The organism is Alteromonas gracilis (assembly GCF_002993325.1).
Classification (GTDB): Bacteria; Pseudomonadota; Gammaproteobacteria; order Enterobacterales; family Alteromonadaceae; genus Alteromonas; species Alteromonas gracilis.
Genome location: NZ_PVNO01000025.1, coordinates 325,204 through 350,344 on the forward strand (window position 1 = coordinate 325,204; position 25,141 = coordinate 350,344).

25 protein-coding genes are annotated in these 25,141 nt (G+C 43.2%); 17 read left to right on the forward strand and 8 right to left on the reverse strand.

Annotated features, from left to right (window positions below):
- The first annotated feature begins 16 nt into the window (after window positions 1-16).
- The 6 genes from C6Y39_RS09955 (at window position 17) to C6Y39_RS09980 (ending at window position 6,513) form a co-directional block, all read left to right on the forward strand.
- A complete protein-coding gene (locus tag C6Y39_RS09955; RefSeq protein WP_105931103.1) occupies window positions 17-934 on the forward strand; it encodes a DUF547 domain-containing protein in 918 nt (305 codons plus the stop codon).
- Window positions 921-2,354, forward strand: a complete 1,434-nt coding sequence (locus C6Y39_RS09960) for an ABC transporter substrate-binding protein (RefSeq protein WP_240618859.1) — start codon at window positions 921-923, stop codon at window positions 2,352-2,354. The genes C6Y39_RS09955 and C6Y39_RS09960 overlap by 14 nt, the downstream gene beginning before the upstream one ends.
- Window positions 2,354-4,204, forward strand: coding sequence for an ABC transporter permease (locus C6Y39_RS09965; protein WP_105931104.1), 1,851 nt, complete (start codon window positions 2,354-2,356; stop codon window positions 4,202-4,204). Before C6Y39_RS09960 ends, C6Y39_RS09965 begins: the two co-directional genes overlap by 1 nt.
- Window positions 4,205-4,210: 6 nt before the next feature.
- A complete protein-coding gene (locus C6Y39_RS09970) occupies window positions 4,211-4,840 on the forward strand; it encodes an ATP-binding cassette domain-containing protein (RefSeq protein WP_105931105.1) in 630 nt (209 codons plus the stop codon).
- A 32-nt stretch (window positions 4,841-4,872) separates the two neighbouring features.
- Window positions 4,873-5,541: a CDP-alcohol phosphatidyltransferase family protein gene (locus tag C6Y39_RS09975; RefSeq protein ID WP_105931106.1), complete on the forward strand. Its 669-nt coding sequence runs from the start codon at window positions 4,873-4,875 to the stop codon at window positions 5,539-5,541.
- A gap of 87 nt (window positions 5,542-5,628) precedes the next feature.
- On the forward strand, window positions 5,629-6,513 hold the full coding sequence (locus C6Y39_RS09980; RefSeq protein ID WP_105931107.1) for a sterol desaturase family protein: 885 nt from the start codon (window positions 5,629-5,631) through the stop codon (window positions 6,511-6,513).
- Window positions 6,514-6,668: 155 nt separating this feature from the next.
- Here C6Y39_RS09980 and C6Y39_RS09985 read toward each other — a convergent pair whose 3' ends face one another.
- Both C6Y39_RS09985 and C6Y39_RS09990 read right to left on the reverse strand, forming a co-directional pair.
- Window positions 6,669-7,442 carry a DNA/RNA non-specific endonuclease gene (locus C6Y39_RS09985; RefSeq protein ID WP_105931108.1) on the reverse strand — a complete coding sequence of 258 codons (774 nt, stop codon included), beginning with the start codon at window positions 7,440-7,442 and terminating at the stop codon, window positions 6,669-6,671.
- Window positions 7,443-7,622: 180 nt separating this feature from the next.
- Window positions 7,623-8,198 carry an exopolysaccharide biosynthesis protein gene (locus tag C6Y39_RS09990; protein WP_105931109.1) on the reverse strand — a complete coding sequence of 192 codons (576 nt, stop codon included), beginning with the start codon at window positions 8,196-8,198 and terminating at the stop codon, window positions 7,623-7,625.
- A gap of 296 nt (window positions 8,199-8,494) precedes the next feature.
- Between C6Y39_RS09990 and C6Y39_RS09995 the strand changes: the two genes are divergently transcribed.
- The 3 genes from C6Y39_RS09995 to C6Y39_RS10005 all read left to right on the forward strand — a co-directional run bounded on the left by C6Y39_RS09995 (window position 8,495) and on the right by C6Y39_RS10005 (window position 11,695).
- A complete protein-coding gene (locus tag C6Y39_RS09995; RefSeq protein ID WP_167390642.1) occupies window positions 8,495-9,832 on the forward strand; it encodes a diguanylate cyclase domain-containing protein in 1,338 nt (445 codons plus the stop codon).
- A 213-nt stretch (window positions 9,833-10,045) separates the two neighbouring features.
- On the forward strand, window positions 10,046-10,765 hold the full coding sequence (locus C6Y39_RS10000; RefSeq protein WP_240618860.1) for a nucleotidyl cyclase domain-containing protein: 720 nt from the start codon (window positions 10,046-10,048) through the stop codon (window positions 10,763-10,765).
- Between the two features lie 90 nt (window positions 10,766-10,855).
- Window positions 10,856-11,695, forward strand: a complete 840-nt coding sequence (locus C6Y39_RS10005; RefSeq protein ID WP_105931111.1) for a DUF3307 domain-containing protein — start codon at window positions 10,856-10,858, stop codon at window positions 11,693-11,695.
- Between the two features lie 113 nt (window positions 11,696-11,808).
- Here the strand turns inward: C6Y39_RS10005 and C6Y39_RS10010 are convergent, their stop codons facing one another.
- Window positions 11,809-12,627: a DUF4437 domain-containing protein gene (locus tag C6Y39_RS10010; RefSeq protein WP_167390643.1), complete on the reverse strand. Its 819-nt coding sequence runs from the start codon at window positions 12,625-12,627 to the stop codon at window positions 11,809-11,811.
- Window positions 12,628-12,829: 202 nt separating this feature from the next.
- On the opposite strand from C6Y39_RS10010, the gene C6Y39_RS10015 reads away from it, so the two are divergent.
- Window positions 12,830-13,789 (forward strand): LysR family transcriptional regulator, encoded by a 960-nt coding sequence (locus C6Y39_RS10015; protein WP_105931463.1) that lies wholly within the window; start codon window positions 12,830-12,832, stop codon window positions 13,787-13,789.
- 178 nt (window positions 13,790-13,967) lie between these two features.
- Here the strand turns inward: C6Y39_RS10015 and C6Y39_RS10020 are convergent, their stop codons facing one another.
- The 3 genes from C6Y39_RS10020 to C6Y39_RS10030 are packed head-to-tail and all read right to left on the reverse strand — an operon-like array spanning window position 13,968 to window position 17,415.
- Window positions 13,968-15,257, reverse strand: a complete 1,290-nt coding sequence (locus tag C6Y39_RS10020) for a DUF3526 domain-containing protein (RefSeq protein WP_105931112.1) — start codon at window positions 15,255-15,257, stop codon at window positions 13,968-13,970.
- On the reverse strand, window positions 15,254-16,696 hold the full coding sequence (locus C6Y39_RS10025; protein WP_105931113.1) for an ABC transporter permease: 1,443 nt from the start codon (window positions 16,694-16,696) through the stop codon (window positions 15,254-15,256). The genes C6Y39_RS10020 and C6Y39_RS10025 overlap by 4 nt, the downstream gene beginning before the upstream one ends.
- Window positions 16,693-17,415 carry an ABC transporter ATP-binding protein gene (locus tag C6Y39_RS10030; RefSeq protein ID WP_105931114.1) on the reverse strand — a complete coding sequence of 241 codons (723 nt, stop codon included), beginning with the start codon at window positions 17,413-17,415 and terminating at the stop codon, window positions 16,693-16,695. Before C6Y39_RS10030 ends, C6Y39_RS10025 begins: the two co-directional genes overlap by 4 nt.
- A 390-nt stretch (window positions 17,416-17,805) precedes the next feature.
- Between C6Y39_RS10030 and C6Y39_RS10035 the strand changes: the two genes are divergently transcribed.
- Complete coding sequence (locus C6Y39_RS10035; protein WP_105931115.1) at window positions 17,806-18,312, forward strand: outer membrane beta-barrel protein; 507 nt, start codon at window positions 17,806-17,808, stop codon at window positions 18,310-18,312.
- 567 nt (window positions 18,313-18,879) lie between these two features.
- Window positions 18,880-19,362, forward strand: coding sequence for a GIY-YIG nuclease family protein (locus C6Y39_RS10040; protein WP_105931116.1), 483 nt, complete (start codon window positions 18,880-18,882; stop codon window positions 19,360-19,362).
- Between the two features lie 50 nt (window positions 19,363-19,412).
- Here C6Y39_RS10040 and C6Y39_RS10045 read toward each other — a convergent pair whose 3' ends face one another.
- Window positions 19,413-20,078, reverse strand: a complete 666-nt coding sequence (locus C6Y39_RS10045; RefSeq protein WP_105931117.1) for a hypothetical protein — start codon at window positions 20,076-20,078, stop codon at window positions 19,413-19,415.
- A gap of 376 nt (window positions 20,079-20,454) precedes the next feature.
- Between C6Y39_RS10045 and C6Y39_RS10050 the strand changes: the two genes are divergently transcribed.
- A complete protein-coding gene (locus C6Y39_RS10050) occupies window positions 20,455-20,949 on the forward strand; it encodes a hypothetical protein (RefSeq protein ID WP_146128600.1) in 495 nt (164 codons plus the stop codon).
- Between the two features lie 57 nt (window positions 20,950-21,006).
- On the opposite strand, the gene C6Y39_RS10055 is transcribed toward C6Y39_RS10050, so the two are convergent.
- Window positions 21,007-21,684: a recombinase family protein gene (locus C6Y39_RS10055; RefSeq protein ID WP_105931119.1), complete on the reverse strand. Its 678-nt coding sequence runs from the start codon at window positions 21,682-21,684 to the stop codon at window positions 21,007-21,009.
- A gap of 159 nt (window positions 21,685-21,843) precedes the next feature.
- On the opposite strand from C6Y39_RS10055, the gene C6Y39_RS10060 reads away from it, so the two are divergent.
- From C6Y39_RS10060 to C6Y39_RS18750, 4 genes are all read left to right on the forward strand, one after another.
- Window positions 21,844-22,677 (forward strand): hypothetical protein, encoded by an 834-nt coding sequence (locus C6Y39_RS10060; protein ID WP_105931120.1) that lies wholly within the window; start codon window positions 21,844-21,846, stop codon window positions 22,675-22,677.
- A 97-nt stretch (window positions 22,678-22,774) separates the two neighbouring features.
- Window positions 22,775-22,969: a helix-turn-helix transcriptional regulator gene (locus C6Y39_RS19055; protein ID WP_071951423.1), complete on the forward strand. Its 195-nt coding sequence runs from the start codon at window positions 22,775-22,777 to the stop codon at window positions 22,967-22,969.
- A 103-nt stretch (window positions 22,970-23,072) separates the two neighbouring features.
- Window positions 23,073-24,113, forward strand: a complete 1,041-nt coding sequence (locus C6Y39_RS10070; protein WP_105931121.1) for a hypothetical protein — start codon at window positions 23,073-23,075, stop codon at window positions 24,111-24,113.
- 54 nt (window positions 24,114-24,167) lie between these two features.
- Complete coding sequence (locus C6Y39_RS18750) at window positions 24,168-24,308, forward strand: hypothetical protein (RefSeq protein ID WP_167390644.1); 141 nt, start codon at window positions 24,168-24,170, stop codon at window positions 24,306-24,308.
- Window positions 24,309-25,141: the final 833 nt, after the last annotated feature.

Consider the following 25,141-nt stretch of genomic DNA (forward strand, 5'->3'; position numbering starts at 1 on the left):
GACTAAAAGACTAGCGATGACAAACGCACTTGCGGTTTCACAACTAGGGGCTATTAAAAAATTAGGCCGATTAGCCGCAAGCAGCGTTATGCTGCTTGCTGCAAGCGCGAGCTTTTCGGTTACGTCAGGTGAAGCTGTACTTGAAGAAAATAACACTCTACACGAACCGTTTAGTGCGTTATTAAGCGAGCATGTGAAAACCATAGACAGTGGCGCCAGCACACAAGTGGATTACAAGGGGTTTAAACAAAATAGCAACCGTTTAACCGAGTATTTAAATGCCTTGGCTAAGGTAGAAAAAAGTACCTTTGAACGCTGGGACAGGGCCGACCAACTGGCGTTTCTCATTAATGCATACAACGCTTACACCATTGATCTTATTCTCACCGAATACCCAGAGATAGACTCTATTCGCGATTTAGGCGGTTTTTTCTCATCGCCTTGGAAAAAGGAAATTGCGCCGCTATTGGGTAAAACCCTTACGTTAGACGAAATCGAGCACGAACTTATCCGCGGTCAACGTAAAAACACGAAAGGATACAACGAGCCACGCATTCATTTTGCCGTTAACTGCGCCAGCATTGGTTGCCCCGCGCTGCGTGAAGAAGCTTATGTTGGCGAAAAGCTGGACAGTCAACTTGATGCACAAACCAAACGCTTCTTAGCCGATACATCTCGCAACAGAATGGACGGCAATACCTTGAAGCTGTCTAAAATATTCGATTGGTACGGCGAAGATTTTGAAAATAATGCAGGGCGTGAAAGCGAAAGTTGGCAAGGTGCTAATAACGTAAACACAGAAACTTTGAGCCAATTTCTGTTGTTATATAAAGATGCACTTAATCTATCGGAGCCTCAGGTCTCAACCCTTGAGCAGGAAAACGCAGAAATTGAATTCTTAGATTACGACTGGGCGCTCAATGGCACCCAATAGCGCTTTGGTCAACATTAAACGTTTCGGTGAAAAGGGCTTTAGCCTGTATCCATCCCTTTATATTGGGCTGCACTATTCAAGAGAATTAGCGCAACACGGTAAGTTTAGGTTGTATCGGTTTTTCCAGAAGGTTTTTTGTCACTGCGGTCTTAACGCGCTTCCTCACTTTCAAATGCTGCTAAAGGTGTTGTTAATTACCACCATGTCGTTTAGCGCGTTTTCTATTGCTAAGAGCGATGTTGACTATGAATCACCTCAACGTATTGCGGATCAAAACATTGAATTAAATTCATCCTCTAACAAGCCTCAAGTGCGTTTTCATGCATGGGGTGGAAGTGCTCAAGTAAATGGTTATTTGCAGTGGGTTGCCGGGCAAGTTAATCAGCGTTTTAATATTGAAATGCAGCACGTAAAGTTAGCTGATACCAGCGACGCTGTGTCCCGTGTGTTGGCAGAAAAAGCGGCTGGTAATCACGATAACGGCAGTGTGGATTTGATATGGATAAATGGCGAAAACTTTGCCGCAATGAAAAAACACGGCTTGCTTGCCCGAAGTTGGGTGGAAGAATTGGATAATTTTGCGCTAACCACCCCTGAAAAGAACCCCGCTATGGTAACCGATTTTGGTGAAGCCACCCTTGGCATGGAAGCGCCTTGGGGTAAAGCGTCAATGGTGTTTTACTATCGCAGTGCGCACATGAAGGCGTTAAACGTAACGCCTCCGCAAACCATTGGCGAATTACTCCGGTTTGCACAAAAGGCGCCAGGGCGATTCACTTACCCTGTGCCAAACGATTATTTAGGCATTAGCTTTATAAAATATGCAGCCATTGCACTTAACGGCGACAAGCAGTCTCTGTTCTATCAGCCCGTTACTGAACAATCACTGCAGGCTGTATTACCTGCGCTTTGGACTTATTTAGACGAACTACATCCAAGTATGTGGCAACAAGGGGAGTATATGCTTCGTCAAGCCTCGCAGCTGCAGCGTTTGATTGGCACTGGAGAGCTTACCCTAGCGTTTTCATTTACTGCCGCTGAAATTCCATCGGCCGTTAACCGTTTTGATTTGCCTGACGATGTACGCACTTACGCCATGCAAGATGGCAGCCTTGCCAACGTACATTTTGTGGGGTTGACCTATAACTCGAACAACAAATCAGCGGCAAAAACGGTGGTGAATTTTTTGCTTTCGCCAGAGGCACAAGCCGAAAAACAAAAGTTGGCGGTGTGGGGCGACGATACGGTGCTGGATATGACAGCCCTTTCAAAAGCACAAACTATGCTTTTTAAAAGTGATACCGTGCACGCATCTGCCCTCGATAAATCACAGTCAGCGGTGCTGCTAGCAGAACCCCACGCTAGCTGGACCGACGCGCTACGTGAAGCCTGGTTTCAACGCTATGGGGCACGCTACTAATGTTTGCTAACGTTACACTTGTTTCGCGCTGGTGTTTACTGTTAGTACTTTGCGTGCCTGTATTGGCAGGGCTGGTAGGGGTGTTATTTCCTGCGTTGGGTTATTTTCCGGCTATCGGCGCTAATGCTTTCTCCGCCGACGTATTTGCTACGTTATTCGCACTCCCTGATGTTTGGCAAATGATGGCGTTATCGCTTTTTACAGGCTTAGGCTCAACACTCTTAGCCGTGCTAGCCGCGTTCTGCATTCTAGCTGCGTTTTATCAATCTTCTCTGCTTGGAAAAATTCAAGGTGTGCTAAGCCCGTTTCTCGTATTTCCCCATGCAGCCGCCGCCATTGCTTTACTATTTGTTCTCAGTCCATCTGGTATATTTGCGGCACTCGGTACGCGCTTGAGTGGGTATTTAAGCTATGTCTTCACTAGTCTTTTTGTCAACGAGACACCGCTGATTAATGAAACAGCACTGCCTGCGTCTACTGGAGGAGCGTTACTCTATGACGATATTGGGCTCGGTGTGCTTCTCGCACTAAGCTTGAAAGAGCTGCCGTTTATCATGTTGATGACGCTGAGCGTTATGTCGCAGCCGCTTGTGAAAAAGAAACTGACAGGCTATGTAAACGTGGGCACGGCGTTGGGTTACTCGCCTATAGCGAGCTTTTTCAAATTGGTGCTGCCAACGATTTTTTCTCAAATTAAATTGCCTATATTGGCGGTATTAGTCTTCGCTACCTCTAATGTTGAAATTCCGCTCATTTTTGGGCCGAACAGCCCAAGCACCTTGGCTGTTGCTATTATGCATTGGTTCAATCATATTGATTTGTCTATGCGACTGCTGGCAAGTAGTGCTGCGGTAGTGCAAGTGGCGGTATCAGCGGTGGCGGTGCTGTTATTTTTGGGCATTGAGCGCATGGTTAATTACATGGGTAAGCGCAGCCTTTCAAAAGGTAATCGCTATTTTGCCGATAAAGCCTTCCGACCATGTGGCGTTGCCGTCATAGCGCTTTACATTATCTTAATCTGCGCGGTGATTTATACGGTTGTTGCGTACTCCGTGGCAAAGCAGTGGAACTTTCCTTTATTAGTGCCGGGGGGCGCGACATTACTGCATTGGAATACTGCAACAAGCGCACTGGCAACACCGCTTATTAACACCTTGCTTCTTGGTCTGCTGGTTAGCACAACCGCGTTGGTGCTGGTGATATTTACCCTTGAAAGCGAGCAGTTAAAGCCAGCGCATGCTTATGCTTCGAATATATTTTCTCTATCTCTTTTCTTACCCTTATTAGTCCCCGGCGTTGCGTTTTTATATGGCTTGGTGTGGCTCCAGCAGCTTGTTTTTCAAAATGCCGTATGGTTTCACACCTTTATAGCGCACATGGTTTATGTGGTGCCTTACGTGTTTTTATCGATGGCAGTGGCGTATAGGAAGTTCGACAATCGATACGCCATGGTGGCGCAGAGCTTGGGCAAAACGCCGTGGCAGGTTTTTTACCATGTTAAGCTGCCATCACTATTTAACGCTATTTTAGTGGCGTGGGCATTAGGTTTAGCGATTAGTTTTAGCCAGTACTTACCTACTTTACTGGCGTCAGGCGGTACGCTCCCTACCATCACTACAGAAGCGGTGGCCTCGGTAGCGGGTAGCAGCACGCGCCTCACAGCGGTATATGTGATCATTCAAGCAATATTGCCGCTTATTGGCTTTATCATTGCCTGGTACATACCTGTATTTACTATGAGAAAGCGAGGCAGACAATTTCCCATGACAGATAAGCTAACTAGCGTTTCAGCAGATGCATTGCAGAAAAAGCCCAAGGCTAATATAAAGACGAGAACAAAAAGGGTTTAATTTACAGTGCTTAGTTTAGAAAATATTGTTATTTATCGCGATAAAAAGCCGCTGCTTCAGTTAAGCGCTGAAGTCGCAAAAGGCGAGGTGTTAACCGTTATGGGGCCAAGTGGGGCGGGTAAGTCTACCTTACTTCAAGCCATCGCTGGTCAGCTTCAGGCGCCTTTTAGCATTGCGGGACAAATTAAAATAAATGGTGTGGTGATTAATGATATGGATGCGCACCTTCGCAAAGTAGGCATTATGTTTCAAGATGCGCTGCTATTTGAACACATGACGGTGGGCGAAAACATTGCGTTTGCCATGCCTGCTGATAGGCAAAAGAACAAACAAATGAAACGTGACGCAATAAATGAATTGTTAGCGGCGGTCGACCTTGATGGCATAGCTGACCGAGCGGTAAACACGCTCTCTGGCGGGCAACAGGCAAGAGTAAGCTTGATCAGAACACTGGCATCTCAGCCAGAAGTGGTGTTGCTTGATGAGCCTTTTAGTAAATTAGATGTAGCGCTTCGTGGTCAAATTCGCAGCTGGACGTTTTCTCAGTTAAAAGCACGAAAAATTCCAGCTGTATTGGTCACTCACGATAAAGATGATGCGCTAGCCGCAGGCGGCGACATCATAGAACTCCTGTAGCGGTAATATAGAAGAGAGCGAAGCGATATATTATGTTAGATGCCAAAGTTACCCCACTTATAAAGCCTCTTTTAACGCCGTTAATAAAAGCGCTAGACAGTAAAAGCGTTACACCAAATCAGGTTACGCTCGTTGGGTTCGTCGTCGGTATTCTCGCGTTTCCCTTTATTATTCTTAACTGGTGGAATATGGCGCTAGGCTGCATCATATTAAATCGCGTACTCGACGGCATCGACGGGGAGTTGGCGCGGTATCAGCGTAGTAGTAGCAGTGCAGGCGGTTTTTTGGATATTTGCTTAGACTTTTTGTTCTACGCGTCTATTCCGTTAGCCTTTGGAATTGCTGACCCAGCGGAGTGGGGCATACCGGCCATGGTGTTACTAGCTACCTTTATTGGCACTGGCAGTAGTTTCTTGGCATTTGCTATAGCAGCAGAGAAATTTCAAATAGACAGGCCTCAGTTTGCTAATAAAAGCTTCTACTATATGCAGGGATTAACTGAGGGTACGGAGACCATTTTAGTGTTTTTGGCCTTTTGCATTTGGCCGCAGTATTTTGCAACGCTTGCTTATCTGTTCGCTGCTGCCTGTGCCGTGACCGTGGTTACTCGCATAGCGGGGGGCTTTTCTACTCTTGATAAGGTCGAGCGCTTTGATAATAAGGCGCACCGCACAGCGTCTTCCACAGAAAATGAATTGTGATGAAAGCTCGCTTCGCATTTAACTTAATCATTACTTTGAAAATGATAAATGTGACAAAGGTTTGATACGTGATAAAGAGAATTTGCATTGGATAATACCTCGCTCATACGATTAAGCGTGTTTCTCGGCATTTTTGTGTTTATGGCAGTGCTTGAAGCATTTTTGCCAGCGCGTAAAGCCGTGCTTGATAGAAAAACTCGCTGGGTAGGAAACTTGTCTATGGTGGTGATGGGAGCGTTGGTATCGCGAATTTTACTTCCCGCTACTCTTGTTGGCGTGTCTGTTTGGGCAAAGCAGGAAGGCATAGGCGTGTTCAACGTTTTGCTGGATGCCACGCAGACTGATGCTGCAAGCTTCGATCAAAGGCTTAACGGCGAAGCCCTACAGAACGACTCGTTAACCGATAATTGCTCGCAACCTCTAGCGTTTATTTGCGTAGTAGCGTTAAGCGTTTTACTTCTTGATATGCTTGTCTATTGGCAGCATCGACTATTTCATACCGTGCCTATGTTGTGGCGCTTTCACAAAATGCATCATGCCGACAGTCACGTCGACACCACCACTGGCCTTCGTTTTCATCCAGTGGAAATTGGCATAAGCTTGGGTGTCAAAGCCGCCGCGGTAGTGATATTGGGCGTGCCAGCAATTGCCATTGTTATTTTTGAAGTAGCGCTAAATGGCTTTGCCCTTTTCAATCACGCTAATATTAGGCTGCCACAAAAGTGGGACGATAGAGTAGGGCTGGTGTTAATTACCCAACGCTTGCATCGTATTCATCATAGCCAAGCTAAAAGTGAGTCAAATTCTAATTACGGGTTTAGCGTATCGTGGTGGGACAGGTTATTTAATAGTTTCACGCCTAGAGCAGCGTTTAGCGATGAAACTTTACCAATAGGACAAAAAGACGTGCCGGCTGTAAAAGAAAATGCGTCTATAAAAGCGCTGTTGTTACAACCGTTTAAATCTAAATAGTACCGTTTAAATATAAATAGTGATTGGCCACCATTTTCTTAAGGATTTTTGAGTCAATACAGCTTCGTGATGTTTCTTAGGTATCCCACAAGGCCTTACTTTATAGATTTTTCATATTAATATTCGCGTCAATGGCATAGTTTAATTGGCAGCGTCTAGCTACAGCCTAGCTTAAACGCCAAGTTACCTAAGGTGCTTTCAACAAAAGCTTCAGTATCTTCCGGAAGTATCGGCATGATATCTAATCCGGTTCTTGCCTCAACTTCATCAATAGTGACTTGAGTAGTGCAATAGTCATCTTTTCGACTTGCGTTTTGCTGCATAATAAACGCGGATGCTTCAACCAAACCGTTTATTTCTGTAACGATAACTTTGAAATAGCCGCTAGGGATGTTATGAACTTCGTCGGCATCGGGAAGTGCAGCGAAAAACCATTCATACAAAGGACCTGATACCACATAGACATCTTGACCTGTTCTAACGAGACTGCGAACCGCGTTTTCCAGCTTCACCCATGGACCTTGGTTTAAATCAGAGTCTTGAGGCGTAATGTTTGAGAGGTAATTAAGCTCTCGCCAATCTGGTGAGTTACTGAAAGAAGCAAGAGGAACTTGATGCCCTCTATCGGTGCCTATGCCCCGCCACGCGCCCTTATAGTCATTAGGCTCTAGCGTGCTGTCATCATCCAATTCAGGGTCAGCTTTCCAGTTGCGGCTTCTAGTTGGGCCGTCGATAGTCTCTGGGGTGACGTGATACGCCACCCAGTTTGCGAACTTTGTTTGAGGGTTATTATGCAGCGTGTATATAGAGCGGGTAATGGTTTGCCCGTTTAAACCAATGGGGCAGCTGAAAACACAGTTTTCAGCAAAAGTATCAAATGCAGTGAAAACAAAGGATATAGCAAGAGATACAACAACACTTCTCTTCATTTTTTGACTCTGTTCTAGTGGTAGCAATTTCTCGCACGTGAGGCTGTTCACATTTTGAGATGACTAAAATCAACTGGCCCGAAGTACAGTTTTCTAATTCCACGAATAGTACGTAAGACGTATCAAAAAACAAGAGATTGTTTGCTAAGTAGGAATGTACTTTCGCTTGCTTTTGCAGTTTTACATCATAGTCATCGCTTTAAAAACTAAGTAACCAGTACCTAGCTGAAGCGTCATGCCTATCGCAAGAAACACGCCATCTCGATTAGTCATACCTAGGGCTGTTATACAAAGCGCAAAGGCAGGTAGGGCGACGGCGAAGGGAAGCGCTTCTAGCGGGATCATGCAAAGTGCAGCAATGGCGCAATACGCGGCAACAACATTTTTAGCAGGAGTGTCAGATAAAAAAGTTAGGCGAGGTTTAAGTAACTTTTCAGTTTTTCTTACATAGGGTTTAGCTTTATCTATTGCGCTTTCTAACTTATCGGAATCAACTTCTTTTTCCTTTAGAGTGCGAGGGAGCCATGGGCTTTTCTGCCCAATTGCCACTTGTATGCAAATAAAAAACAACGTTATTCCGCATATTGTTGGTACACCAGGGATAGCGCCGGTAGGAAGTAATGCGACTAATGCTGGAACCAGCAGTAATGGGCCAAACCCTCTGTCTTCAAAGCGCTCTATAACTTTTCCTAGAGACGTCTTGTCAGAATTTTCATCATACATCTCATCTAACAATTCAGCGATGGAGTTACTCATAATATGCAGTCAAATCCTTTTTTAAACGGCCACGTCTGTAATGAATACGCCAATTTCTTAAATAAGTTTAATAAAACGCGAGGTGTACTTTTTACTATTGGTCGTGCTTTGCTACAGTTAAAGAATGTTCATGTTTGGGGATGCGCTTGAGTAGTGAAGATATTGTTGCCGTTTTAAAGCAAATGCCATCAAGTATTTTGTTTAAACGTATTAATAGGGAGGAAGTTTATTGCAGCACGGGGTTTGAAAAAACGTTTGGGATTACAAAATTGAACGGTCTCGACGAGAGTTCAATAATGTTTTTTGACAGCCAGTCTAAACAAAAAACTGCCGCAAATACGCTTCCTTTCTATATCGCTGCTACTGAGGGGGCCGTATCCCAACAGTACAGGGTGCAAACTCAATGTCGAGCCATGAATTGCCACGTAGAAGGTGGAGTTATCACTACGTCAGAAGAAAATTGGCTGGTACTTTATGTTAGACCTGACGGAAGTGATTTGGTTGCCAACAATCAACAAGGGTCTGCAGCGGGTAAGCATATTGTTTTTAATCAATTACTCTCAGACTTTTCCTCAAAGCTTATTAATGCAAGTGTTGACGAGTTAGACAATATTATTGACCAGGCTCTTGCTGGATTTGGAGAGTTTAGCAATGTAGATAGGTGCTACCTATTTGAATTCAACGAAGACATGGCGCTTATGTCGAACACCCATGAATGGGTTGCAGCGGGGGTTACACCTTTTATTGATGAGCTGCAAAATATGCCAACTAGCTCGCTCCCCTTTTTCATGAGTCATATTGCAAACGGTTTATTTAAAGTAGACGACGTATCGTCGCTTCCCGAGAGTGCTGCGGCGGAAAAAGCGGTTTTTGAAGAGGAGCGCATCTTTTCTATTTTGTGTGTTCGTATTATGGTGAACGATACCCCATACGGTTTCATTGGCTGTGACATCATAGGTAGTCCTTATTCATGGAATACATTTGATATTCAATATCTGCGGCGAATAGGGGAGATGCTAGGTAACACGTTACAAAGTCTACACAATCGCAAAATTTTACAAAAAATGCAGCTCGAACTTCTTGAGGCTAATAAGCAGCTTGAACAGCTAGCAAACATAGATGGCCTTACCGGTATTGCAAATAGGCGTCTATTCGACACTACATTAAAACGTGATATTCAAAGATGCCAAGAGCAGGGGCTTGCGCTTAGCCTACTTCTTATCGATGTGGATTTCTTTAAGCAGTATAACGATGACTACGGGCACGTTGCCGGCGATAAGGTTCTGATAAAAATTGCAGAGACTTTATCTAACAGTTGTTTAGGCAGTGATGATTTAGTTGCCCGATATGGTGGTGAAGAGTTTGCGATTATTTTACCCGGAACAGACAACATTGCCGCTAAAGCAATTGCTTCTCGCATATTACGCAATGTCACGCTTTTGAATATACCGCACGAGGCTTCCGCGTATGACAAAAAACTTACGGTAAGTGTTGGTTTGATAAGTCAAAGTAATGATGCTCTACGAAGTGTGTATCAGCGGCAAGGAGAGCAGAGCGCCATGTGGCTTTTAAACCATGCCGATGAAGCGCTTTATCGAGCTAAAAACGATGGAAGGAACTGTAGTAGAAGTTAAGAGTTGCTTGTTCTTGCTTCAACCACCTCTCATATCACTCCTTATTCATCGCCCCATCAACATTGATCTATTACTCATTTCAATCACAAAATAGAATGTGATTAAAAATAATCACATTCTATTTTGTGATTGTTTTTTGTTGTGTTGAGTGTAAGGTGTATACTTGCTAGGTCAAAGGCGTCATATCGAAAATGTGATGTAAAGGAAGCGGCGATGTCAAACTCAAAAAAAGCAAGTACTACGCAATCCAATAATGCGGACGGTCTATCCCAAGCGCCTTATAAATATAATATGCTAGGTGTGTTGACTGGCGACATCTCGAATTCTCAAACGTTTTCCAATGACGAACTTAATCACATACTCGATGCGTTAAAAATACAACTTTCAAAATACGCTTCACAATATGGCGGCAACTTCGATATCTATCGAGGCGATGCGTTTCAGCTTGCTGTGACCCAGCCTCAGCACTGCATGCAAATTGCAATTGGTATACGGTTGGCTTTGAAGGCTCTCCCTTTGAGTGCAGATGTGAGGGTAAGCGCTGCAATAGGAGAAGCTCAATTTCGACAGCAAGAGGTAAAAATTGGTACAGGCGAAGCCTTTGTTCTGTCGGGGCGGGGCCTTGATACAATAAAACCCCAATATATTGCGTTTTCTTGTCAGAATGAGCAACTAGAGAATAAAACGAAATTACTCACACGATTTGCCGATGCGCACATATCCGGTCTTACGCAAATACAATCGCAAACTGTGCTTGCTTACTTAGAGGCATCAGATAAAAGTCATGAGAACATTGCGACCATACTTAATAAAAACAGAAGCAATGTGAGTCGTATTCTAAACGCCAGTAATTATAAGTTGGTTGCTGAATATCTCAGCTACATGGAAGAAGAAATTGCATCTTGGCAGCAAAGTAGCGACGCGGAAAAATGACAATAGCGATATTACGCAAGAGAGCGACGCAGGTTGAGAAAATCATTCTCAATTTAACATCAAAAATTCACGTTTATAAAGGGAAGTAACATGTTGGCTCAAAACGTAACTATTACGGCTGACTTATCATTGGAACAACCTGAAGTTTTAGTCGGGTTATTGCTGGCGCATATACTTGCAGATTTTTATTTTCAGCCTTATGCATGGCTACAAGAGAGAAATGAACGGCATGCGTTGGCACTACCTCTTTATTTACATACGCTTTTACATGGGATACTAGCAGCAGGGGCAATGCTGTTGCTTACGCAAAACGTAAACGGTTGGACTCTAGGTGTTAGCGCTATAGTTATAGCGGTTTCCCATTTTAAAATTGATGTAATTAAGTCGTATTGTGCACAAAGCACTAAGGCGTTTATTGCTGATCAATTTGCGCACATTCTGATTCTTGTTGCCGTGTTCCTGTATGCAACGAATCAATGGGAAGTTGCCATTCATCTTTTCAAGAAGCTCAGCGTAGAGCACTTAGCAGTCATACTTGCTTATTTAGCAGTGCTAAAACCTAGCTCTATTATTATCAAACAGTTGTTATCGCCTTGGAGCAGCGAAGTACTGGCAACTCGCCCTTCACCTAAACATCCTAACGACCCGCCCACAATCAGTACCGAAGCACAACAAACCTTATCACTGGCGGGGCAGCGTATTGGCTACCTAGAGCGTACACTCATGTTGACTTTCGTGCTGTTAAACCAATTTTCTGCTATTGGTTTTCTTATTGCGGCGAAGTCGATTTTTCGTTTTGGAGATCTAACTAAACATCAAGACAGAAAGCTTACCGAGTATGTGCTTTTGGGAACGTTTACCAGTGTTGCACTTACCATGGCAGTCGGATTGGCATGTGGGGCCGTGTTGGGAAGCATACCTGTAAAATAGATCGGCACGTGTTACTAGAGAAGCCCGCAAAACCCTCGCCTTTAAACAAAGGATTGGGCAGAGCAGCAATTGCCACTCTGCCAATTAATTAAGAAATGAAACTAACCTATGCGTTATTCATTCACATCATAGGGCGAAGAAGCACGAATATAAACAATCGCATCATCATTCGTATCATTTTCAATCACCAATCGAGACTTACCTGGTGAAGTAATGAAGCTGCCAGGTTTCAACGTTGTTGTTTCGTTGTACTCAAGGCTGCCGCTAATAACAACCGCTTTGAATTCATTGGCGTCTGAATCGATTGAACCTTTAAAGCCCTTGGGTATTTTGACCAGAGAGCCGTATACTGCGTTAGTGTCACCCCATAAATAAGTGGCAGATACTCCCGCTGCGTTGATTGTCGCAAGATCTGTTTTATGCAGCCACACCATGTTGTCGGCGTGGATATTAATAGGCCGTTCACCGTTATCGAAATGCTGTTTAGAAGGTTGTACTAAGTATGGACCTTCGTCTATTTCTAGATAAATAAGATTAGTTTTATCATTCGCAGCAGTGGTGTGCTCTTCACCCGCAGGCTGTGTCCAGAACGAACCTGTTGGCATCCACATTTTCGCCGCGTTCGGGTCATCGTTATGCATTTCACCTTCAATCACAATACCGCGATAGGTAATATTGTGGATGTGTGGTGGAGATTCAAAGCCCTTGTTAAAGCGCACAAGCATACCCGACGCTGTATCAATAGTTCTATCACCCCAAAGGTCTGCAGCGCCAGGGCTCTTATCGCCTCTTGCTGGGTTCAAGTAACCCCATTTCACCTCATCAGCAGTGGTGACCTGTGTTTCAGCCAACGCTTGCTGGGCGCTAACACCAGATGTAGTGGCAATAATGAAGACCATTGCCGCTTTTTTTAGTGAAGACTTAAGATGCATATCTAGCTCCTTTGGTTGAGAGAGATTAGACCAATTTGCGAAAATTGTGGTTGGCAAATGAAAGACGTTATGCGCAACTGTTCAATGCCGTGTAGTCTATTCTTTCGATAATGTTGAATAAACGGTCAGAACGCTAAAAGACTTTCCCGAAAATGTGGATAATAGAAGTAATCCTTTTCTTTTCTTCAATTACGGTGGCGATGTGAAAACAGAAGATTTAGACGTATTTATTAAAGTGGCTGAAGTCAGCTCTATCACCGGCGCAGCTAAAAAACTTGATATCAGCTCATCTGCTGCAAGTATGGCGATTAAACGAATTGAAGAGCAGCTCGGGGTGGCTCTGTTTGTACGCAGCACGCGCAAGATACGACTTACCGTTGAAGGTGAGCGCTATTTACCCATGGCAAAACAAGCGTTATCAGCATTACAGCAAGGGCTGTCGCTGGTTACGGAAGAAGCGCAGTGTATAAATGGCGAACTTCGCATGGCAATGTCGTCTGAAATGGGCCGAAACCTGATGCGTGAGCTGCTCAATAATGTAATAAAAGCACATCCCAGTTTATCTGTTCGGCTGCACGTTAGTGATAGTCGCGTAGATTTTTATCGCGACGGTGTTGATGTGGCACTTCGTGCTATGACCAAAGACGCCGTTAAAGAGTCTCAGATGTATGGCTTTAAAGTATGCAACATTCCCCACTTTGTGGTTGCATCTCCAAAATATCTTGAGGAAAAAGGCGAACCCAAAGTATTGAATGAGTTAACTGAGCACAATGCTCTACTGTACAAACTGTACGATCAAACCCACAACACGTGGGAACTGATTAAAGATACTGAAAAACAAAAAGTGAAAGTACACAGCGATAGGGCAGTAAACGACGGTGATATTGTGCGGCGTTGGTGCGTCGATGGGGTAGGCATTGCTAAAAAGTCAGTAATTGATGTGGCAGATGATTTATTAACTAAAAAACTGCAGCGAATTTTGACCGACTACCGTATACCGTTAACAGAAATGTGGCTGATGCTTCCCAGTCGTCATCTTATTACGCCTGCAGTAAGATTAATTAGAGATGAATTGAAATTAGTCATTGAGAATAAGCGTGAGCGTCTGATTGAAGCAAGTATTATAACAGAGCAAGAATGGCCTGCTTCTGACGAGGTTTGAATGTTATTTATAAAACAGAATACATGATTTTATAAACATAAACGGGTTCGGCATGATAAAAAAGGAAGCTTAATAAAACTAAGCTTCCTTTTATCTTCTTTAGTGAATGTAAGATATGCCTTTCATATTAAGGCGCTGAGGTTTCAAAATTCACTCATCTAATTTTTTCTTTGATTTCCTATAACGCATCCACGCTTGGTGTAAATTGTGGCAATGCCTCAAAGCTCTCCTGAGAAAATTCAGGATCTTTAAAAAGATGGAAATAATAGAATTCTCGCAGCGCCTTATGAAAAGCGCGTACGTCATTTTCATAGCCCACCATAGCGCTTACGTCAGTTCCTGCAGCGCTTGATAATAAACGCTGAGTGAGCAAAGACGGGGAGAGCAACGCAACATAGCTTGCAATGGTGTCTTTTTTGAGCGTGGCAGCTTGGTAGCCTTTCGATAATTCGCTAGCTGTTTGGTCGCCTACTTGCTGAAATGCGTAATACCACTTCCAATTAAATGAAGTATCTCTTTTAGGGTCAAACGTTGTGTAGTCTGCCCATTGTGGGTGAGTAGCAATAAATGCTTTCCACGTGTCCTCAACTGGCTTATCCCACGCGCTATTTACCGCTTCACGTTGGGTTAGCACAATGTCGCCGCCTTCGGGAGTTTCTACTACAGCGTTAATCACCGTATGAGCGGTCACGGGCACAATAACAGTGGTAACAAGCCAAACGCCTAGCATAATAGAGGCAAGATGCGTTGCACTGAAACTTGCGAAACGTCTTGCTGCGCCAATCGCAAGCACAATGGCACTCCAAATTGCAATGTTACCTATTACTATTGCGCAAACGGTCAATATTGATGAAATAGAAGCGCCGTTAAATAACCCGAAAACCACAAAGGGAACAAGCGTAACAAGAGCCAAAGGAACCAAGGTAACTATCACTCGCGCTGTCCATATAGCGTGGGCATTGCGCGCTGTTACATTGAGTAAATCAAAACGGCGAGCTTCGCGTTCCTTCGCTTTTAAATCGTAGAGCAGCAGTATGATAAATAACGGCAGCAACACACTGGTTACAAAGGCAAAATCAAAACGTCCTAGAAACGCCAGCTCGGGGTTATCTGTATCGCTTTCGTAAATTTGGCCTTCTAGCGCAAGCATACGTATACGATGCTTCCAAGGGAATACATCGCGTTCACCTACGGCTGCAAAAGCCAGCGGGGAGGGAGGTGCATAAGTAAGATGAAACGTATAATACGCCACCATGCCATAGCTAGACTGGTGCGTGATAACGGCTTCACGCTCTACTTGGTCTTTTTCTAATAAGCGTTCAATCGTGGCTTGTTGTTCTTGCATTTCTGCATATCCTGCCCACAACGACACCACACTTAAAAGAAACACGACTAATAACGTTAGTTTTATTTGGCGATGACCAAATACAAAACCCGCCTCACGTTTAATATCAGTAAAACGCATCATGGGTTTAACCTCCTAACAGCCGCTTTTAAAAGCAAGGCGGTAAAGCAGACCCAAACAAAGAGTTGTAGAAAATAAACAAGCGCATTCGAAATGCGTGTATTTGCTGGTTCGGGCTTGAAATCAAATTCTGATAGCAACGCCCAGTTGTCTGCGCCGACAACAGCTTTATCAGCCGCTTCTTCGCTTGCGTTACGATTCATATCAAGCTGGTAGTCCAGCTTTTCGACATGCACTTTATTCAGCCCTTGAACAAAGTCTAAGCGTAGGGCTTCTGCTTCTCTGAGAAAACGATGGTGGGTTTCGAGGCTGGTGCCAGCTAGTATGGTTGAAATAGAACGAACGGCAACGGTCGGGGATATCCAGCCAAACTGACGAGCAATTTGAGCTTGTTGTAACTCTTCACCCATTCTGTTTTCAGCAAATTCATTGAGCACTTTCGCCTGTCTGCCTTCTGAATACTGAGCCACAACACCTCGGAAGTTAACAGGAAGGTCGTCTACGGAATCGACATTGTATTTCGCTAATAAATCTTCTTTTAACTTTTTAAACGCGGGGTCGTTAACGTCGTGACCATCGCCTAAACTTCGAAGTTTTTCTTCTACTTTGAAGTCTGCCTCGAGCTTGCCCATAGAAGGGGCAGCATTAGTGGCAATACTACTTCCAAGGCGAGGAAGTAACACACATGCGGCCATCCAAATAACAATAAGCATGGTGAAGCTAACACTGCTTTTTTCAAACAGCGCTGAACACGCGGTTACAACGGTAGCCCATAGCATGAAGTAAATGGCGTAACTTAAACAAAATAGCAATACCACAAGCGGACTTTCGCTTGAAAAGGCGACATAAAGACAAGCTAAAAGTAAGGGTAATAAGAAGAGGCTGCTGGCTGTTACTAGCGCTAACAGTTTTCCAAAAATGAGTTGCCAGCGAGTAGTACCTTGCGACAACAACAGCGTGAGCGTTCCCGCTTCGCGCTCTCGCGATACGCTGCCGTAGCCAATCAGAATAATAAACAATGGTGCGAGTACTAACGCAAGAAAGCTCGGAGTTAAGCTGCTAAAACGCGTAAGCCCCGCTGATTGTCGCTGCTGCGCGAACATAGCGCTATTTTGTCGGTGACCCTCTAAGAAAATAGCGTTGCCTGTGTAGGTGTCTACACCAGGCTCAATAACACTTAGCGGAGTAGGGGCACGAAATACGTAGTGTCCATAGTGTACCATTCGATGTGGATGCTTATCAGGCTGTGCTTTAAAGCGCGCTTCCGCTTCCGTTTGAAGGTGCTCTCTGGCGTGCGCGGCCTCTTCAATGTGAAATGCATTTACGACAAGAGCAGCAAGGGTAAGTATTGCCCCTAGTAAAAGTACCGTTGCGGCAACTTTCGTGCGCAGCCAATATCGCCACTGATCTGCACAAATAGTTTTTGCTACCTTTAATATCATACTTTGCGACCTGCAAATGCGGCGTGTACCGCTTCTGTATCAATAGGTGTATCGCCGACACGTTCGAACGAACCAGTTAATTTACCGTTACTCAAAAGCACAATTCTATGTGCCACTTGGCAAGCACCGTAAACGTCATGAGTAACCATAAAAATGGTAGCGCCGTTGGCCGCAAGCTCAGAAAGCAACGCATTAAATTCATCAATGGCAGCTGGGTCTAGCCCCGATGTAGGCTCATCTAAAAACAGCACCGGGGCATTGCGCAACAAAGCAAGCGCAATTGCGGTTTTCTGGCGCATACCTTTCGAATAATTTGATAACGCCTTATTCCATGCATCTTCTTGAAGGGCTACTTTTTGAAGTGCCGCGAATACGTCATTGTCTGACTTATCGACCCCAGCTACTGACAGGAAGTATCGTATATTTTCCAAGCCAGAAAGATGACCATAAAGAGTGACCGATTCTGGCAAGTAAGCGACAGACTTTTGAACATCGTTAGGATGGGTAGTGGCATTATGTCCTAAAACGGTAGCGCTACCGCTGGTTGCTTTCATTAAACCTAAAAAAGTTTTAAGCGTAGTGGATTTACCGGCACCGTTTCCACCCAAAAGCGCAAAAACTTCACCCTTGCCGACTTTAAAATTGAGATTATCTAAAAGTGTGCGATCGTCCACGCGCACAGATAGCGCATCCGCGCATATTACTGAATTTGTTTGCATTGTTTGGAAAAGCTATACTTTGAAGTTGTGGGGTGATGTTATAGTATAACTATTACGGTGGGAATACGTTTTACTCCTATAGTTGAAAAAAAGGCATCAAATTCATTTTTTAAAAGTTTGTTTGCTACAAAGATACATAATTATTTACACTTTTTTCATTATTTACTATATGAAATATGGCTTTAAGTTATTGTTTCATAGCTGTAAAAATGAATAATGTCTCCACCAAAGAAAGGAATCGCCCCTTACCCATGGACTGAGTAAATATGACCAGCGTTGGTAATCCGACAGTTTTACATTTTCACTGGAACGAAAGCGCAGTACTAAGAAAAAAGTGGCGTCGCTTTTCTTTAGGCATCAAAATTTAAATTGCATCAACAAGGACAAAAAATGTTTAAAAAAGCAATATTATCAGCGGCGCTATTATCCGTTTCTCTTTCAGCATCAGCCAACTGGGTATTGGGTGTTGGTTATGGAAATATCTCAGACAGTGACGGTGATATTGATATTAGTCTTGGAGGCGTTATCGCTTCGGCGGGCTATCAATACCAAGTAAATAGTAATTTTAATCTTGTTCCTGAGGTACGTTTAGGGACTGGGATCAGTGACGACGACGTTATGGGAGTTAACGTAGAACTTGACTCGTTTTACGCCATGTCAATTCGCGGCGAATATACGGTAGCAGAAGGAATGTACATATACGTCGTGCCTTCTTATGGCAAACTAGAAGTTACTGCAAGCGCGGGAGGCTTTTCGGAGTCGGCAGAGAGTGATTGGGAGTTTGGACTAGGTGGTGGCGTGGGTTACAAATTCACACAGACAAGTGCAGTTGAACTCTCGTTCGAAACATTTGATGACGTTGACGTGCTAAGCATTGGTGCAAAGTTCGCTTTCTAAAATATACTTAGAATTGAAGGGGATCTTCCCCCTCATTAAATCATTTATCTGTCTAACTTGCCGTGCCTTGAACAGTTCATAAAAAGTCCATCAAAAGTAACAGTACAGTGGGCGTACTATCATTAAGTAAGCCTTAACCGCCCCATAACTCTGTTTCTTTAACTTTCAGATAGCTTATTTTGATAATACGGAAAGTACTCTGGAGGACAGGTACATAGTTTTAGCGTTGAATTTATCGAGTTGGATGTTTCATGCTTTAGGTATAAAAAAAGACGCCATAGGACGTCTTAATTATTTGAATTGGTGGAGCTGGCGGGAAGTGCCACCTAGTTCAGAGGTTAATAATTAACCTAGAACTTACAGTTACTTATAGTTAAGTGCAAATCTTTTTCGATGGGTATCGTGACACTTAATCGTGATACCAGCTTCGGTTCAATCAAAGAGCGAATTGGCAAGTTATGCTTACTTAAATGTATGCTTCCATTGACATAAAGTCTTTTAATAACAACGATTTGAAATATTTCTGGTAAGTGTTAGAGTTTCTCTTTTGAATACAAGAGAGCCTCAATGAATAGCTGCGTGTATTTCCTAATCTTTCAAGATGTGGGGCTTATCAAGGTTGGGTATTCTTCAAGTGTAGTTAGACGATACAGAACATTGATGAGCGCTTACGGTAAAGCTTCTGAACACTCACTCATACTTCGGTGTGAAGAGGAGCTTGCTAAGAAGATTGAGCGAAGTGTTCTCGAGCAATTCGAGTCTGAAAGGGTTTCACCAAGCCGAGTAGAAAAAATGGTTAAGGGTAGCCTTGTAAACAAGGGGGCAACTGAATGCTTCGACTTGAAATTAAGGCGGCAGCTAGAAGATTACGTTTTGCGAGAGCGATTGAGCAACCCGCACAGCGAAATCTCAAACCTTGGAGCTTTATTCGTTGAGGAGGGAAGTGTTGATATTGACACAGTCTTTGAACTCAAAGACTCGATTAAAAATGCACTAAAGCATATTTCAAAGTATCGGAAAGTGTCGACGCACACTAAGCCATACTGGTAACTCACCAGCCGCACTCTAGAACGAAACATTGTGTATTCAGAAGTCGTAGATTAGAGGTCTTCGAATTCAACTTGTAAGTTTTTGATTCCCTCAGATGGGCCGATGAGCGCGATATCTTCGAGTGAGCCAATCGAAAACTTAAGAGGTCCCTCTGGCCTCCCTTTTCCCATAAGAACAATTCTGAATTCATTCTGATGAGCAAAGCTCTGGTCTTTAATGAAAGGCCCCATTTTACCGCTGTAATCTTTGAGATCTATATAGTTGACTTTTCTTGAAAGAAGCTCAAAACCTAGCTCCTCTACAGCTGCTTTCACTTTCTCCATAAAAGTATATGCATCAAGAATTACAACGCTGTAATCTCCAAAACCGCTTACAATACCATCTTCGATTCTTTCCCCTAGCTGCATCCCTTCATGTTCTTCAAATGTAAGGCAGTAAACGCAGTAAATATGTAACCCTGATACTTCGCTATGTCTCTCTATTACTTTGCTATCAGTCTTGTCTAATTTGAAGGTTTCCCCTGTCTCCTTGTTTACGAGAGTGATTTTCCCATTTTTATCGGAGCGCATGCTTACCGAACCTTCGTATTTATCCCCCCTCTCTTTATGTTCGAGACTCCTAAACGTCTCCAAGGTTTGCAGATATAGTTCACCGTCAAAAAATAGAGCCTCCATGTCTGTTTTCCGACCAAATTTACAAAATATGATGTTTGGCATTGCTAACGCTCCTTCGTTTTACTTCTTAAAGAGTGCGAACTGTGGCAATAGTTCTGTGAATAGACCGCCACACTGAAGTTGCAATAGTAGCAGTGTAATTTCCTAAGTTAACAATAAAAGAAGAAAGAAATGCAAAATGTAAATTGTGTCTGTAATGCGGTCCGTAGGTTTATGTCTCATGGAAAGCTAGTTAAAAACTGAGTACATACATAGATGCTTTAGCCTCATTTCTCGCTGGATTAACATTTTTACCTTAATGCCCCTTCACATTCATAAAAGTGAGCGCAGCGATAATAGTCTTTAAGTCGTGAAGAGGTGTTACTATAAAGCACCGAAAATATGCTCGCAGGCTAAAAGTATGAGTAAGGACAACAGTTTGACATCGCACACTCTTCTAGATGGGGCTAGAATGTATGCTGCGTCAGCTGACGCAATAAATGAAAAACTACCAAACTCTTTACATGTAATAAGTCAATGTCTAGGTACAAGTATTGAGTTAGCACTTAAAGCTTTTCTAAGATCGCATGGTTATAGCGAAAAGCAGCTAAGAAAGCTCGGACATGATTTACCCGCGTTGTTAGAACAAGCTTGCGAGCAAGGCTTGTTATATACTGGCAGTAGAAAGTTCGTGCTTACAGTAACGGGGCATAATTACAAGGATAGGCTGTTCTCTTACCCTGAAAACGCAATGATGAATATCATTGAGCCACTTCGATTACGACAACTTGCCGATGAGTTAATCAGAGAAGTCTATGTATATATGTATGGTATCAAAAAATTTGAGCAATCGAAGCAGGAACAAGGTTTGTACATATCGTCTGAATACGTTGAAGAAGCTTGCGCGATTAGCTGGAAATACACTAATAAGTAATGCGGGCAGAAGCATGAACGTGCAACCGGTACAAAGAGCACACTTAAGCCATACGAATTATGAGGGCTCTGTGCCTATTTGATTTATTCTTTTTATCGCGTTGCTAACCGTTTGTGCCGAAAAGCTTTTCCCTTGAGGGGTATACAGGCCATTACTATTTAATCTCTCGGCTATCGAACGGAGGCTCATTCCTGACTCTTTCATTGGCAATATTAATGAGCTTATTCTCATTGCGTTTTCGTTAGCAATTCTTTGTTTTTCCCTATTTCGTCGATTTGTCTTGTCACGCAAGCCGCCAAGAGTAGCTCCCGAAGCTCTTTTCTCAGCCAAAGCTGCTTTGGTTCTCATACTAATAAAGTCTCGCTCTTGCTCTGCCAGTGCGGCATAGATGTGTAGCTGGAATTTATCTGCGTTTGGCATTGAGGCGACCTTAAGCTTTAGAGTTTTGTCTTCCATTAAGGTTGCTACAAATGACACTTTTCTGCTTAATCTATCAAGCTTCGAAACAATCAATGTCGCGTTAAGTTGTTTAGCCCTTGTTATGGCCTCTGTAAGCGCCTGTCGCGATGAATTGCTGCCGCTGACTATATCTGTGTAAGTTTCTAACAAGTCGTCCTCTGAGGCGTAGTTAGAAATGAAAAGGTTGATATCTCTTTTTTGTGCTTCTAAACCTAAACCTGAGCGACCTTGCTCCTTCGTACTTACTCTTAGGTAGGCGATGTATTTTTCGTTCAACTTAGCTCTCCTTTAATGCTGTAAAAAACAACAACGGTGGTTGTGTGTTTTACAGTGTAAGCAAAATCGCTTTAAAAGGCGGGCATTTTGTTTGGTTTTGTTACTTCATTGAATTTTGCCTTTGTGGTAGGTTTCGCTCCGGTAAAAGAAGAGTGAAAGATGAAAAGTATACCGTTTAATAAGTTGGTGGCTCCTGAGCGTGACTACATTGCTTATGAGCTTTCACATTTCAGTTCAAGACTGATAGGCATATATCAGCCGCTCAAGAAGAATTATCGAATTGAGCTGCAATACATGGAAGCATGGGAGAGTAGACAGGGGATATCAGACGAACGAGAATTGATGTCATACCTTGAAGTTCTCAATTCAAAAATAGATGTCGAAGCACTTCAACAGAAGACCGGCGTACTTGATTATGTCGACTCATCGAATAGCAAAAAATGTTCGCTCACCCAAAACGATTTCTTACCTTTAAGTTCCAGCCTCGTAGAAAAAATTGTAGAGGGTAAAGCTAAAGGTTGTCCTGAATGTCTCGAAATTCTACTTGGGTCTAGCCAAGGGGTTAATGTCTTTTTATGTACACATTACGCTTTAGAGCTGAATATAAATGACTTATACGTTTCTCGCGCAGAATATGACGCTGCTTTTGCGTTGCTCGTTAAGCGATACAAGGAATGCGTGAAACCGATATCAAATTCTTACGTTAGATTAAAAAATCGGAAAAAACACAGTTTAGACTTATCGCCTGTGCTGTCTGCTGCTCTCACTTTCACTCTGCGGCATGGTCGTCTGCCAAGAAGAATAAACCGTAACTTAACTGACGAACCGATTTTATGGTCTCTAATGGTCGATGAATTCGGAGCTTTTAAGAAGGGTAACGAAGAGGTGATTGACTTTGATGGGGCTCGCATTCGTTATGATGATGTATGGAGAGTCTATAGACAAACAGAGAGTAAGTATTTAGTGCAAGAGATTTGCAACTATATGAGTTAATTGATTTTGTGGGTTTTGAGATGTTCTGAATAAACTCTACCTTGGTGCCGATGCCTGTTTTAGCCTTTTGTTTCAAAATGATTCATAGAGGAATGAAATGGCTAACAACAATCTTCAACTTCCCCTGTTTCTTACACGAAAACAGGTAATTGCTTTAACGAGCTTAAGTCGGTCGACCTTATACCGTCTGGAAAGAGACTCCTTATTTCCTAAGTCATTTAAGATGAGTAAACGCCGCGTTGGATATATGCGCGACGAAGTGCTGATTTGGCTTACAGAAAGAAGAGGGTAATATGAGATATTTCCCCGATTTTCCCCTGTTTCCCCCCTCAATAGAGCCACTTCCCAACTCTTACGCTTGTGTATTATCAACTATAAGAAGGGGGCGCGTTTAAATGCAAAAAATGTTGTCTTTAAATGTCGAAGAGAATCTCTACAGACTAGAACAGGCTTACGATTCAGTATTGTCTTTGATCAACGGCGCACACCTTACTCGATTATATGGTACTTATTACCACAGTGAGAAACATATTGTGTATTCCAAAGTGGGCTTTGCAGAGTTTAGAGAGTTTGCCTTAAACAGAGCTTTGTTCATAAAAAAGATGAGAGGTGAACCATCGAATCCTAAACGTGGAAACCTGAGTACGTTAAGAACGATTTCATGCGCCAGCTTCAGAGCGACTGAGGTTTTTTATTACAAGCATGACGAAGAATTAACACTTACGTTTGAGGAAATGCATGAATCGGTTGAAGCAGGAAACTCGGCTTTAGTCCACATCGTGATTAACTTTGATGACAAAACCAGCCTGAAAGCTCAACAGAGTGTTAAAAGTTTCAAACAGTTTAAGAGCCAAGTTTCACGATATGCAAGAAACGCTCTGGGTGATCTCACAAGAGGTTTTTTTGTAATAGAAAGGTCAAAGCGGGAAATCGAAAATAAGGGCGTTAAAAAGCCGTACAGAGCGCTTCACGCGCACCTACTGCTCGAATGTAGCTCTATATTAACGAAAAAAGTGATAAAAGACCTCATAAAGGCTCAATTTCGTAGTTCTATACGAGAAATAGACACCGCTGTTAGCGTCTTCTTTGAATATAAAGCAAATAGTGTGAAGGCTACTGGCAAATTCAGTGAGTATAGAAAGATTGACCTAGGGCTCGTTGATTATTTGGCAAAAGGGCTTAACTCACCCATCATGAAAGGATGCGAAAACAAATCAAAGATTGGTCCGAAACTGCTGCATTATAGGGTTAGGCGAGAGTGGAGATATAGGCAGTATAAGGTATTGGAAGCTGAGTTTAAGAAATTAAGCTTTCACATTGTTGACGTTCCGGTTGGGTTCGATTTTGAAGCTCACCTGATTGAGACAATCAATGCGGTAAAGCGCCCCCCAGAGTTAATAAAGCCATCTAGGGAACATCAAGCCAAATTGACCTAAAGGTGCATTCATACTAACTTGGAACATATCCCATATTACGAAAGGACTCTAAATATGTACACGGAAGTCAGATTCTATCTCGCTAACGGCCTTACTCCGGACGTTGTGACAAATGCTAAATATGTCGTCTACGGCCATGAATGTGCAGCAGGGTTATACGTTGGTTATACCGCTGACCCTGCTAGACGGTGGTAGGGGCATGTTAGGAGCGCCTAAAAGAAGATCGATAGGGACTATAACAACAGCTTTAAAAGTGCGATAAGAGGCTTTCCTGAGGGCTTCAAGCATTTCATTCTAGTGGTTGCATCGACTGAAAAAGCAGCTCAGTCCAAAGAAACCGCGTTCATTCAATTCTATAAGCCAAAGCTAAACACCAGAGAACCAAGTGCCTCTAGGGAGTATAGCTACCCGTTCAGTGCATTGAGCAGCTCCATAGTGTCCTCCTGTGTAATGAAACCAAAAACCAAGAAGACAGAGCTAAATGTGAAAAGTGACTCGGATAGGGTGACAGTGGAAGCAATAGTCTTTACAGAAGGTGATAAGAAACGTCTTTAAACATTAAAAGCAGAGCCTTTCGAAAGAGTCATGAACATATCTTGTCACAAAGCGTCTCTTGATGAGTTTCCCAACGGTACGGTTGTTAAGTTGAAAGTTGCCCTTGCCGGTGGGCCAAAACGAGGAGAATATTAAAAAGCTGCTCGCACTGCGTTAATTACTCGGGTAAGGTAAACGAAGTCCTAGGTATAAGCCTGCTCGTTGGTAGCTATGCTTTCATAAAAAAAGCTGCCTTCATAAACAACCCTTATACTTAGGCTTTTGAACATAGGGATAGACAGGTCTCGTATCGAGTTGGATTGTTAAAGCATGGTTTAAGCCGCCACAGACTCTCTGGTCGTGCGTAACAGGGTTAGTTCCGGTTTTGGCTTGTGAAGTTGCAAAAACAGTTTTGGGCGGCTTAAGAACGTCGATTTAGAGTATAGAACTCTCTTTGTGTATCATCTTAATCTAAGATTATTCGTATAGGTCTT